Source organism: Syntrophales bacterium (genome assembly GCA_030655775.1).
GTDB lineage: Bacteria > Desulfobacterota > Syntrophia > Syntrophales > JADFWA01 > JAUSPI01.
The window spans coordinates 1-12,263 of the sequence record JAUSPI010000101.1 but is presented as its reverse complement, the minus strand read 5'-3'; the positions used below and the strand labels follow the sequence as shown (position 1 = coordinate 12,263).

At 43.8% G+C, this 12,263-nt stretch carries 11 protein-coding genes; 3 read left to right on the top strand and 8 right to left on the bottom strand.

Features of this window, described 5'->3' with window-relative positions:
• Positions 1 to 5 precede the first annotated feature (5 nt).
• Genes mutS through Q7J27_05300 form a run of 4 tightly spaced genes read right to left on the bottom strand, consistent with a single transcriptional unit; the run spans position 6 to position 4,904 of the window.
• Complete coding sequence (gene mutS, locus Q7J27_05315) at positions 6 to 2,606, bottom strand: DNA mismatch repair protein MutS (protein ID MDO9528566.1); 2,601 nt, start codon at positions 2,604 to 2,606, stop codon at positions 6 to 8.
• Complete coding sequence (locus tag Q7J27_05310) at positions 2,603 to 3,001, bottom strand: phage holin family protein (GenBank protein ID MDO9528565.1); 399 nt, start codon at positions 2,999 to 3,001, stop codon at positions 2,603 to 2,605. The genes mutS and Q7J27_05310 overlap by 4 nt, the downstream gene beginning before the upstream one ends.
• The gene (nadD, locus tag Q7J27_05305) at positions 3,001 to 3,651 is read right to left on the bottom strand and encodes a nicotinate-nucleotide adenylyltransferase (GenBank protein ID MDO9528564.1); all 651 of its coding nucleotides are present in this window, start codon (positions 3,649 to 3,651) and stop codon (positions 3,001 to 3,003) included. The genes Q7J27_05310 and nadD overlap by 1 nt, the downstream gene beginning before the upstream one ends.
• Positions 3,648 to 4,904: a glutamate-5-semialdehyde dehydrogenase gene (locus Q7J27_05300; GenBank protein ID MDO9528563.1), complete on the bottom strand. Its 1,257-nt coding sequence runs from the start codon at positions 4,902 to 4,904 to the stop codon at positions 3,648 to 3,650. The genes nadD and Q7J27_05300 overlap by 4 nt, the downstream gene beginning before the upstream one ends.
• A 270-nt stretch (positions 4,905 to 5,174) precedes the next feature.
• Here Q7J27_05300 and Q7J27_05295 point away from each other — a divergent pair, with 270 nt between their 5' ends.
• The gene (locus tag Q7J27_05295; protein MDO9528562.1) at positions 5,175 to 6,239 is read left to right on the top strand and encodes a hypothetical protein; all 1,065 of its coding nucleotides are present in this window, start codon (positions 5,175 to 5,177) and stop codon (positions 6,237 to 6,239) included.
• Positions 6,240 to 6,280: 41 nt separating this feature from the next.
• Entirely contained in the window at positions 6,281 to 6,859 is a 579-nt protein-coding gene (locus Q7J27_05290; protein ID MDO9528561.1) for a DUF2284 domain-containing protein, read from the top strand.
• Between the two features lie 307 nt (positions 6,860 to 7,166).
• On the opposite strand, the gene lolA is transcribed toward Q7J27_05290, so the two are convergent.
• The 3 genes from lolA to Q7J27_05275 form a co-directional block, all read right to left on the bottom strand.
• A complete protein-coding gene (gene lolA / locus Q7J27_05285; protein ID MDO9528560.1) occupies positions 7,167 to 7,841 on the bottom strand; it encodes an outer membrane lipoprotein chaperone LolA in 675 nt (224 codons plus the stop codon).
• A 228-nt stretch (positions 7,842 to 8,069) separates the two neighbouring features.
• Positions 8,070 to 9,143: a branched-chain amino acid aminotransferase gene (locus Q7J27_05280; protein ID MDO9528559.1), complete on the bottom strand. Its 1,074-nt coding sequence runs from the start codon at positions 9,141 to 9,143 to the stop codon at positions 8,070 to 8,072.
• Between the two features lie 811 nt (positions 9,144 to 9,954).
• Positions 9,955 to 10,458: an ATP-binding protein gene (locus tag Q7J27_05275; protein ID MDO9528558.1), complete on the bottom strand. Its 504-nt coding sequence runs from the start codon at positions 10,456 to 10,458 to the stop codon at positions 9,955 to 9,957.
• Positions 10,459 to 10,502: 44 nt separating this feature from the next.
• On the opposite strand from Q7J27_05275, the gene Q7J27_05270 reads away from it, so the two are divergent.
• The gene (locus Q7J27_05270; protein MDO9528557.1) at positions 10,503 to 10,724 is read left to right on the top strand and encodes a helix-turn-helix transcriptional regulator; all 222 of its coding nucleotides are present in this window, start codon (positions 10,503 to 10,505) and stop codon (positions 10,722 to 10,724) included.
• 404 nt (positions 10,725 to 11,128) lie between these two features.
• On the opposite strand, the gene Q7J27_05265 is transcribed toward Q7J27_05270, so the two are convergent.
• On the bottom strand, positions 11,129 to 11,497 hold the full coding sequence (locus tag Q7J27_05265; protein MDO9528556.1) for a hypothetical protein: 369 nt from the start codon (positions 11,495 to 11,497) through the stop codon (positions 11,129 to 11,131).
• Positions 11,498 to 12,263: the final 766 nt, after the last annotated feature.

Below are 12,263 nucleotides of genomic sequence, written 5' to 3'. Positions count from 1 at the left end.
TTTATTCACTTATTACCTTTCATTTTGGTTTGCCATTCATTTATCATATGCAATGCTTCCATTGGAGTCATATTGACAATATCAAGCCCCTTGAGTTCATTTAAGACATGATCCTCATCATCCATAAAGAGGCTTAACTGCCCTTTTTTTTCTTTGTCTTTCCCGGGGGCTATTTTAGGCATTCCTACCTCATCCAGCTCCCCCTTTTCCAGATTTTCCAGGACTTCCCTTGCCCTCAAGATAACCTCTTCAGGGACCCCCGCAAGGCGGGCAACCTGGATGCCATAACTCCTGCTTGTACCCCCCGCTACAATCTTCCTTAAGAATATTATCCTTTCACCCCACTCCTTCACGGCAACATGAAAATTCTTCACCCCTTCCCCGGTTAGGGCTATATCCGTCAGCTGGTGATAGTGGGTGGCAAAGAGGGTACGAGCACCAATGTGATCGGAATCGTGGATGTGTTCCGCCACCGCCCATGCTATGCTGAGGCCGTCAAAGGTACTTGTTCCCCTTCCTACTTCATCGAGAAGAATTAAACTTTTCTTTGTGGCATTCTTCAGGATATGAGCCACTTCGTTCATCTCCACCATAAAAGTACTCTGTCCCCTGGCCAGACTATCCGTTGCTCCAACACGGGTAAATATTCTGTCGACAACGCCGATCCTTGCCTCGGATGCCGGCACGAAGCTGCCCATCTGTGCCATCAGCGTTATAAGCGCTACCTGCCTGATATAGGTCGATTTTCCTGCCATATTAGGACCGGTGATAATGAGAAACCGGTTCTTATCGCAATCAAGGCAGGTGTCATTCGGCACAAATCCCTCAGACACAATCATCCGTTCCACCACCGGATGCCTGCCATCATGTATTTCGATGGCGTCTTCATCATCCACACGGGGACAGCAGTAATTGTACTTTTCAGCCACCTCGGCGAGAGATACAATGGCATCAAGATCGGCAAGCAATGAGGCGGTCTTCTGAATCCTCTTGATCTCTTGAGCCGCCTGATCTCTTATCTTCACAAAGAGATCGTATTCTCTCTCCTTCTTCTTATCCTCGGCATTCAGAACTGTGTATTCATACCCTTTGAGTTCCTGATTTATATATCTCTCGGCATTCACCAGCGTCTGTTTTCTGATGTAATCATCGGGAACGAGACTGGTCTTGGTCTTTGTCACCTCTATATAATACCCAAATACACTATTGTACCCCACCTTGAGAGAATTGATCCCCGTACGTTTACGCTCCTTTTCCTCAAGGGCGGCTATCCATCTTTTTCCGTCCCTCGTAAGCGAAATCAGCTCATCCAGTTCACTGTCGTAACCCTCTTTTATGATGCCGCCATCACGAATGGCGGGAGGGGGAGCAGAAACGATCGAGTTTTCTATCAGGGAAGCGATGTCTTGCATCTCATCAAGACCCTCGCAAATCGAAGAGACCAGAGGAGAATCCGCATCAGAAATTAATTTTCTGATACCGGGCAGTGCCTTAAGGGAGGTCATAAGCGCAACCAGATCCCGGCCATTGGCAACCTTCATCGATATCCTGCTTCCCAGCCTCTCCAGATCGTAAACATCTGAAAAAGCTTTCCGCAGATCGTCCCGCAACAGGTGACGGTCCTTTATCTCAGATACAGCAACCAGCCTTTCTTTAATTTTCTCCGGATCAACGAGTGGATAGCTGAACCACCAGCGTAGCCTCCTGCCGCCCATAGCGGTAACCGTCTCATCAAGGACATTGAAGAGGGAGCCAGTTTTTCTGTTATCGGAAATTGTGGTGAACAGTTCCAGGTTTTTTCTAACAATATCATCCAGCACCAGGTAGCTGGCCGTGTCATACCACGTAATGTCATTAATATGGACGAGGCGGTCTCTTTGTGTTTCCGTTACATATCGAAGAACTGCACCGGCCGCTTCTGCCATTGTCGGATGTGCTTCGACATCAATTTCAGATAGAACATCCTCAGGAAAATATTCTCTGAGAACGGCAACTGCCGCATCATAAACAAAATAATCGGAAGGAAGATAATTTACCACGGACCCCGAAAATGCCTTGAGAAGACTGCTTCCTTTTAAATTCTCTTCCGCAACGATCTCCCTGAAATCCAGGCCGGCGATCTCGTTCAGAAAGAACTCCCTGTCACTTGATTCAGTGACACGGAACTCGCCGGTAGATATATCAATAAAGGCGAGTCCAAGGGTGCCGTCTCTTATTGAAAACCCGGCCAGGAAATTATTTTCCTTGGCCTGGAGGTTTTCAGGATCAACGACCAGACCAGGCGTTACTACGCGTACCACCTCTCTTTTGACTATTCCTTTTGCTTTTTTAGGGTCTTCAACCTGTTCACAGATTGCTACTTTAAATCCCTTTTCAATAAGCTTTGATATGTAAGATGAGGCCGCATGATAGGGAATACCGCACAGGGGGATACTGTCCTTCTTCCCCTTGTTTCTCGAAGTCAGGGTAATCTCCAGGACTCTGGAAGCGGTAACGGCATCATCAAAAAACATTTCATAAAAGTCACCCATCCTGAAAAAGAGGATACAATCATTATGTTTTTCCTTGATTTCCACATACTGTTTCATGGCCGGGGTAAGATTCATAGCTCCCACCTGTCTTCATCTCTTTTCTTCAAGTCGATGTATTCCACACGACCCTGCTCATTGATGAATGAACTGAGAAGCCAGCTTACCAGACTTATTATGAGAGAACCAAATACTGCCGACCAGAATCCGTGAACATCAAAGCCGGAGATCACACCGGAGGCCATTTTCAGAAGGAGTGCATTTATCACGAATGTGAAAAGGCCGAGGCTTAATATATTGATGGGAAGCGTGAGAATAATAAGTATCGGACGGAAAAAAGCATTCAGTATACCCAGTATGGCTGCCGCGAAGAAAGCGGAAAGGAAGTCGCTCACATGAATTCCATCCATAATATAGGAAGCGAAGATTATTGCTGCCGTCAAAATCAACCACCTGATAAAAAGTCCAGTCATTATGGCCCCCTGTAAAGTGAATGGTCTGAAATGTAGCCACATGCCGGCTCCGGTACAATATACCGTATCGACGTTCCCTTTGTAATCCTGTTTCTTATGTCAGTGGATGATATATCCAGGAAGGAGACCTCTCTGAAAAAGATAGAAGAACCAGTGGGACCTTCGAATCCATCTGTGACCTTGTTGTATTTAAATCGAGAAGCAAAATCGTGAGGGAAAAGCCCTTCGAGCCTTTTGATCGTGTAGCCCGGTCTTGTCATGACTATAAAATTACACAACAGCAATAACTCTTCCCAGTCTTTCCAAAGCTTTATACCCTGAAAGGCGTCCTGCCCCAGGATGAAAAAGAGTGTCAGATCTTTGCCGTGTTCTTCAAGAAAGTATTTTACCGTCTCGATAGAATAAGAGGTGCCTTTTTTCCTGTCTTCTATGTCGGAGACTGAAAATGATCGGTTTTCAGAGGTAGCCAGCCTGATCATCTCCATGCGGTGATGAAAGGGGGCGATATTGCTGCGTGTTTTAAGGGGTGGTTTGGAGGCCGGGATAAATATTATCTTCTCAAGCTCGAAGATTTCGAGGATCTCCTCGGCACATCTCAGGTGGCCGAGATGAATCGGATCGAACGTTCCTCCCAGTAATCCCCACTTCATGTCCTTACCTGTCCGTCACCATAGATGATAAACTTGGTTGTTGTCAGCTCTTCAAGACCCATCGGTCCGAAGGCGTGAAGCTTTGTCGTGCTTATTCCTATTTCTGCCCCGAGACCGAGTTCGAAACCGTCGCTGAATCTTGTAGAGGCATTGACCAGAACGGTCGAGGAATTGACCTCGTTCAAAAAGCGCTGAGAATTATTGTAGTCTCCGGTTATGATTGATTCGGTGTGGAGAGAGCCGTATTTTTCTATATGTGCTGTTGCTTCATCAATGTCTTCAACAACACGTACCGCCAGAATAAGGTCTAAATATTCCTCATACCAGTCATCCTCGGAAGCCTTTTCAATGTCAGGCAGAATTGACCTGGTCTTATCGCAGCCCCTCAGGACGACTCCCGCCTCACGGAATTTTTCCGCCATCCCCGGCAGGAAAGTCTCCGCGATATCCTTGTGGATAAGAAGGGTCTCCATGGCATTGCAGACGCCGGGTCTCTGGGTCTTGGCGTTCATGCATATCTTTTCGGCCATATCGAAATCCGCACTGGCGTCAACAAAAATGTGGCAGACGCCTTTGTAATGCTTAATGACCGGTATTTTTGATTGATCCACGACGGCCCTGATCAGCTCTTCCCCGCCTCTCGGTATAATGAGATCTATATATTCCTCAAGTTGGAGCATTACATTTACCGCCTCCCTGTCGGTAATCGATATGACCTGTATGGCTGCCTCCGGAATTCCGACGTTGCGCAAGACCTTCTGCAGTAATCCGGTAATGGCGACATTGGAATTTATCGCTTCGGAGCCCCCTCTCAGGATGACGGCGTTTCCCGACTTGAGGCACAGCGCGGCAGCGTCCGCTGTAATGTTCGGGCGAGATTCATAGATAATCCCTATAACGCCAAGGGGAATTCTCTTCTTTCCCACGAGTAAATTATTGGGCCTGCGCCACATCGAAGTTATTTTTCCCACGGGATCAGGCAGAGCCGCAACTTCCATAAGACCATCTGCAATCCCCTTTATCGTCATTTCGTTAAGGGTGAGCCTGTCTATCATTGCTGCTGAAAGACCCTTTTTATTAGCATAGTCAAGATCCTTTGCATTTTCGGAAACGAGATAATCGGTCTGCCTGACAAGTTCTTCCGCCATTTGTAAAAGTGCTCTGTTTTTCACATCGGATGACATGTTGGCCAGTGTATTACCGGCACGTCTGGCATTTCTTGCTATTTCGGTAATCTTTTCCTTGACGCTCATAGACCTTCCTTTCTTCAAGTGAGATTAGGAGGTTGAACTGGACAGCGAGCGCATTCCCCGCTGCTTGCGGCCGGGTTAGCGAGCGAATAAAAAATAAACATTTTCCTTAACAGTCGGAGATTATTCTTCGAATTACTTCGTTCCCCGCAATTTGTTGCGGGGAGATTCAATGTACCGAAGGTGAGGGATTATGTCAAGACGATTCAATGGTTTCTTATTTCTTGATAATATACCTTTTTTTTGCTACCTTCCAGAAACTTTTGAACTATTATGAATGCTATTTATATCAAAGCAGGAAAATCTGCGTATCAGATAATTAAGGATGGCGGTTTTGATTTTAGCCATGTTACCACCTGTGTTGGACCTGCCGTAGGTCCGAGGTGGCTTGTTGTCAGCGGTTTTGACTTAGCCCTTCTGGAAAATGAGGTGCTCGGGGGATTGAAGCCGGTGCTTTTGGCCGGTTCGTCTGCTGGTGCATGGCGTTTTTCCGCCTGGGTGCAACCGGAACCTGTTGAAAGTTACCGCAGACTCATCGATGCATACATTTCCATTAAATATGACAGGACAGATACCCCGGTAACTATTCAAAAGACGATACGCAATGTTGTAAATACGTATCTTGAAGACGATGCAATCCCGTTTGCACTGGCCGATAAAAGATATCGTCTGGCGATTGCGACGGCACGAGCTAAGTACCTCTTTGCCTGCGAAGGATGGCTGCAAAGAGCAGGTTTTGGAGCTGCTTTTTTGCTCAATGCCATGAATCGTTCCTGGTTGCGCGGTCTTGTCCAGCGAGTGATCTTTTATAACGGTCCGCGACCCCCACATTTTTGTCTCCAGGATCACTTTGAGGGACAGGCCATTTTACTCAATGAGGCTAATTTCAAGTATGTCGTTCTCGCATCGGGGGCTATTCCCATGGTGATGGCCGGGATTAAAAATATTTACGGTGCACCGACCGGTGTTTACCGGGATGGGGGGTTGGTCGATTATCATCTTAACCAGAAGTATGCGGCGAAAGAAGAGGACATTACGCTTTTTTTTCATCATCAGGAACGTATCATACCCGGATGGCTTGACAAAAAGCTGAAATATCGCAGGCCATCGGAGAGCATGCTGGAAAATGTTGTGATGGTTTATCCCTCCGAGGGTTTCGTCGGGAAATTACCGGGGGGGAAAATACCCGACCGTGATGACTTTGAAATATTTGTCGACGATCCGGAAACCAGAATAAAGAACTGGTGGCGTGTAGTTGATCTTTCTGCCCCGCTGGGCGAACATTTCTTGGAACTGGTGGAAAGTAAAAAAATCAGGCATATTGTGGAGAAAATGTAAGATGATCTTATGAGAGTTCAGACAGTAAGAAGTGACACTTTATGAAAAACAGGGAAGACAGTTCACTTTTGAAAAGCATAGTGAAATTTGCAGAACAACTGGAACTCGGGACCTGTTTGGAATTCAACCCGGATATCCTCATTCCGGAACAGAGGATACGAGAGCTTTGTTCTGAAGATAAGTGCGAAAACTTCGGCAAACATTATATGTGTCCGCCGTTTGTCGGTTCATTGAAAGAGCATAAAGAGCGACTGAAAAAATATACGCATGGCATATTGCTCCAGTATTCTAAGCTTCTGAATGTAAATAAAGATCGTGAAGGTGCGGAAAAAGCTAAAGTGGACTTTCACCGTAAGATCCTTCAACTGGAGGACTTTTTAAGGGATAAAGGGATAAAAGATGTCTGGGGGATGATTGGGGGAAGTTGTTATCTCTGTGATGAATGTCAGGTCAGATTTGGCAGACCGTGTTTGTATCCCGACAAGGCAAGGATGTCATTGGAATCGATTGCGATTGATGTCCTTGACTTGCTGGATAAGTTTGGTTTAGACAATAAATTCTACCCCGATAGGATAACATGGACAGGCTGTATACTTATGGTTCATCTCCCGATTAGTTGATGCAAAGGGTTCGAGGATTCAAGGATTCAAGGGGTCGAGTGCTTTGTAAATTTCTAAACATAGATGATATGACCTTTGCCAAACTTTTAACTCTTTATAATTCTTAAGCATTTCACTCGAACCCTTGACCCCTTGAATCCTTATGATCCTACCAACTCTTTTGGAGATGATCCATACTTATAAGCAGCCAGCTATCAGCAAACAGCCATCAGCAGAACAAAGAGCAAGAGTTCAGTTTTCAAGCATCCAGCATCAGTTTCGAGGGGTGTCCAATCTGATCTTTTGCTGACTGCTGACAACTGAATGCTTATTCATTCCGCATGTCATAGATTTCAACTCCCGGCGGCGGCGTGAATATAAAGAGAGTATCCAGGAGCTTAGTGTTTGTGTTCATGTTCTTGAATATGATTTGCGTAACATTCCCATAAATGTCTGTAAGAGAAAACTCCATTATATGAAAATTGTTTTTGTTTACGACAAGCAGTATCTTTTCAATACCGGCCTCAAAACCTCTGGGTATTAAGTCAAGAAGATAATTTCCTTCTTCATCAGTTGCGGTGGGTTGGGAAAAGTTGATTTGAAAGTCGTCCTTGAGTTTTCCTATGCCGGAAAGGAATCTTATTGTCAGCTTTGAATTGAAAATTTTTTTGGCGTCCTGGATATAAACAAGATTGTCCTCTGGAATATAGAACCATGCTATTTGGGGATTTATTACCAGTTCTTTTAAGTCTGGCTTAGTGTAAACCCAGCGCATTCTTTTCGGTTTTTTTAAATATACTGTTCCTTCTTCCGTTTCAGTCTTGTTGATAGATTTAATGGTTGCTTTCTGAATGAACCTTGCCTCGATACTCTCTGCCCTTTCATAACTCTCCTGTAGTTTTGCTATCAGATCATTCAGTGATACGGATTCTGCATGTGCCGGTAAAACAAGGAAAAATAGGAGCAACCACCCCGCTGTCACAAATTTTTTTGGAAAAATCATCGTAAAAACCCTGAAAATGGTACACTTTTTTCAAGCAGTTAATAAGTATGGTTAAAAACCGGAACAATACGTAGTGGTTAGGGGCAAAATAACGTATCTTGTTGTAATAATTGAACTTATACTGTGCTTAAACCACATGCAATCTGGTATAAGATGGCAAGAATGTAGCACTTACGCCCCTTATTGACAGTGTTATCAACAAGCATATCCACATGCCTGTGGATGTAGCTATGATATCTTTATCCTCCAGCCAAATGGGTCCTCCTTTTCCCCGTATTGAATCTGAAGTATCTCATTGTACAGCCTTTCGGTCAGGTGACCGGTTTTTCCGTCATTGATGATATGTTCTTTTCCTTTGTAATATATCTGTCCCACAGGGGAGATAATCGCAGCGGTTCCTGAGGCGAAGGCCTCCTTCAGACTTCCGTTGGCAGATGCCGCTATGATTTCATCAATAGACAATTGTCTTTCAGATACATTGAATTCCCAGCTCCTTGCTATCTGAATAACGGAATCCCTTGTAATACCGGGAAGGATAGACCCTGAAAGGGGAGGAGTTATAAGCTCTTCGCCTATCATAAAGAAGATGTTACTTGTCCCGACCTCTTCAATATATTTTCTTTCAACGGCATCGAGCCACAACACCTGTGTGTATCCCATTTTACTTGCCAGCTTACTTGCATACAGACTGGCGGCGTAATTGCCGGCCGCTTTGCAGTATCCTATTCCCCCGCGAACCGATCGGACATATTCCTCACTGACATATATCTTGGTCGGACTGAAGCCCTCCGGGTAATATGTCCCCACGGGTCCGACAATAATAAAAAAGAGATATTCACTGGAAGTATGAAGACCGACAGCCGCCTCAGTAGCGATCATCGTCGGCCGTATGTATAAAGATGTGCCGCTGCCATGAGGTATCCAGTCTTTATCTAAGAGAATCAGTTTCTTCAGTGCTTCCATGACAACGTCAATTTCCACTTCGGGCATGCATAGCCTCTCGGCAGAGGTGTTGAGACGTTTAAAATTCTCTTCCGGCCTGAAGAGGTAGATTGAATCGTCTTTTCCGCGGTACGCCTTCATGCCTTCAAAGATTTCCTGTCCGTAATGGAGACACATTGCCGAGGGATCGAGACTGAGCATTCTGTAGGGCTCTATGGCAGGATCATGCCATCCCTTTTCGTGGTTAAATTTCATGGTGAAAAAATGATCGGCGAATATGTTGCCAAACCCCAATTTGGATTCATCGACAGGCTTTGCCTTCATTTTTTCAGTGGCAATTTGTGTAATACTAATCTCCACACCTGTTTTCCTCCTTGCAATATAAAGATAAAATGTAACTGCTCGGTGGTCCTTTTTTATTCATTGTAGTGCGGGCCAATAAGACACACCAAGTGCATTGGGTGAGTTCTGCAAAGTTCTTTGATGTGCCGGAGCGAGAGCAACTATATACACAACAGGAGACTTATGTAAAGTGTTGAATGTCAGTCGATGCTCACTCTGATACATATTTCGAGCAGGGCATCGTTTTGAACCCATGCGAGCGGGAGGCAGATTATTTGACCGGGAGCGCACCCGCAAGACCCGCCTTGTAGGCGGGGCAAGGGGCGCAACATAAAACAAACATATTGTTCGCAACAGCTCACTATCTTCGATTCCTTACCGGGAAGCCCGCCCTGTGGGCAGGGAGATTCACATTCTTGGGCCTTTATCATATTGTATTTTATAAAGAATTGTTTCTAACATATCTTTTATGTTTGGATTAAATTTAAGGAAAAGTTGCACCCGAATTGGCGAGGAAATTTAAATGGTACGAGCACAGAATCGGATAAAGCTCACCTTATATCGGTGAGAGCTTTGCATAACACCCATAATGTCATTACGAGCGAAGCAATCTCCGTATTAATAATTTGTGAGATTGCCGCGGCACCTCGTACCTCGCAATGACCAAAATTACAGTTCTGCAAAGAGAGCTCTCTCGGTATCGCTTCGTCTTGGCAATGTGTATCATGCTGGTCGCGATTGCAGGGTGTGTTGTTCTGGTACTTTGTAATCAAGGTGCTATTTAGGTGAGGTTGTATGTAACGGGGTTTGTGGCAGACCTGGTGCCGAGCTAAATCATTCTCCTATCAAGGCTTCTGTACTGGATGGCTTCTGAGATATGGTAAGAATGGACATTTTTTTCTTCTTCGAGGTCTGCTATGGTTCGTGCGACTTTCAGAATCCTCGTGTAAGCCCTGGCGCTGAGTCCCAGTCTGTCCACCGCCATTTCAATTAAACGTTCTGAATCCTCGTCAATCTGGCAAAATTCCTTGATTTGCCTGTTCGACATCCGGGCATTACACATGGTAGTTTGATTATTAAATCTCTTTTTCTGCAAGTCTCTTACCCTGTTAACCCGTTCACGGACTGACGTGGACGCCTCTCCGCCGGACTCTGCGGCTAAATCCCTGTATGTTATGGATGGGACATCTATATGTATATCAATTCTGTCAAGGAGGGGTCCGGAGATCCTGGCCTGATATTGACGTATCTGCTGGGGGGTGCACCTGCACTCTTTGCGGGGATCGGTATAGTAGCCGCACGGGCATGCACGCGTTACAGAATAACAACCAATTTCTGTCGCTCCTACTTGATCAGAAGTATACTTTTACCTTACCAATGGGAAAGAATATTTTCAACAAAGATTATCCAGCAATGCCGAAAAGTTTTGGAGAAAAGCTTAAAAAGCATCGACTAGATGTAGGATTGAAAATCAAAGAGCTTGCAGTTTTATTAAACGTGACTGAGAGCTCAATTATAAATTGGGAAAAAAGAGGAATAACACCAACAAAAATGACTTCTGACAAGATTAAAAAATTTTTTGACAAATTTAATGAGTGATTATTTTATAAAACGACGATAAAAACAAGAAATCAAGATGGAATGTATTCATTAATTACGTACCACTTACATTTGAAGAAAAGCGAGATGAATGCTACAAAACGTGGATCAGTTCTTTAATGTGTATTCCTGCGAAAACTGCCACCTAATCCTGAAATAACTTTACCACTCATACCCTCATCCAATTCCCTTGTTGACAGCAATATCAAAGTGGCAGGTTTAGGCAGGGATCTACATTTAATTCGATATGAAACGTGGGTCAGTTCTTTAGCGCGTTCATTTAGTGACAATAATTATCGCAAGAAGTATGGAGACTAAAGTTAAGGTTATCCACATTTCCATAAGTCGTTATTCTAATGGTTATCGGTGAAATACAATACCGTAAGTGAATATTCTATTCTTTTTCACGCCTGCTTTTTACTTTCCCCCCTTTTAAACTTACCTTTTTTCTTGTTTGCCTGTTTTTTGCCTGTCTCGGGTTCCTTTTCCCCCATTTTTTCTGCATATTCTGCTACTATTTTTTTTGTCACTTTTCGATAATTATACATTGATTTATCATCTATAATTGCAAATTCACTGCCTAAATCAACCAAAACAAATCCTTTTTTTTGTATATTTGTTTGAATTTTTTTAATATTGTCATCATTGAAAGTTTTTTCATTTGCTATTTTCAACAAATCAGCTCTTGAAATTCTGTAACGTCCTTTTTCTTTTCCTCCAAACTTTTCATTAAATATTCCTTCTATTGCTTTTCCAACATTACGAGTGTCCATTTTTTAACCTCTGTAATAGTTTTTTACATCTATAGATTAATATTAGCATTAATCTACTGCCCTGAAAAAAGTTACAGGGATCGGGCTACATTATGACAGTTTATAAATAACAACGGTGCGGTAATTGAACCCGAATTCACGTTTTTCATTAATATAAAAAATAGTTCGCAAATAGGCAACTATAATATTCAATATTCAAAATATGTCGTGTTGATGTCCGATCGAAACATTAGTTGCGAAGTGATTCATCAATTATCCAACTGATAAAACCGTTATATGTAATGTACGCGATAGTGATTTTATGATCGCTCTGAGTAATTGGAAATGAAAGGAGGATAGAAACGAAATATAAAGAGGTATCGATTGAGAGTGAAAGCTTTAGAATCGGAAAAATTAATGAAAGGGAAAAGAAAATCTCGATGGCATAGGATTCGTTTTTACGGATGACAACCAATATTGCGGTGTTGACTTAGAACTATATCAATCTTGAAACTAACAAGGTTATAGGTTGGGCCAATGAGGCTATAAAGGCTTTAAACAAGGGGTATTTTAATGAAAAGGGGGATAATATGGGTGCGCCAAGCAAAGCTAATATAGGCAAGCTGGACAATCCAGCACGTGTAATGGCTAACCACCGGCACGGGACTGAACCATGCGTATGAGGAGGTAACGAATCATGCGAAGCCATGGGAAAGGCAGTTTGTCAGCCACAACGCAAGTGAAGGTATTGAGCCCCGAAATTTTCCTTTTTGCATTGGGTCAAGGG

Bases quoted from the DNA above. Each gene is read 5' to 3' on its own strand.
- mutS (MDO9528566.1), bottom strand. From the start codon at position 2,606: ATGAATCTTACCCCGGCCATGAAACAGTATGTGGAAATCAAGGAAAAA.
- Q7J27_05310 (MDO9528565.1), bottom strand. From the start codon at position 3,001: ATGACTGGACTTTTTATCAGGTGGTTGATTTTGACGGCAGCAATAATC.
- nadD (MDO9528564.1), bottom strand. From the start codon at position 3,651: ATGAAGTGGGGATTACTGGGAGGAACGTTCGATCCGATTCATCTCGGC.
- Q7J27_05300 (MDO9528563.1), bottom strand. From the start codon at position 4,904: ATGAGCGTCAAGGAAAAGATTACCGAAATAGCAAGAAATGCCAGACGT.
- Q7J27_05295 (MDO9528562.1), top strand. From the start codon at position 5,175: ATGAATGCTATTTATATCAAAGCAGGAAAATCTGCGTATCAGATAATT.
- Q7J27_05290 (MDO9528561.1), top strand. From the start codon at position 6,281: ATGAAAAACAGGGAAGACAGTTCACTTTTGAAAAGCATAGTGAAATTT.
- lolA (MDO9528560.1), bottom strand. From the start codon at position 7,841: ATGATTTTTCCAAAAAAATTTGTGACAGCGGGGTGGTTGCTCCTATTT.
- Q7J27_05270 (MDO9528557.1), top strand. From the start codon at position 10,503: ATGGGAAAGAATATTTTCAACAAAGATTATCCAGCAATGCCGAAAAGT.
- Q7J27_05265 (MDO9528556.1), bottom strand. From the start codon at position 11,497: ATGGACACTCGTAATGTTGGAAAAGCAATAGAAGGAATATTTAATGAA.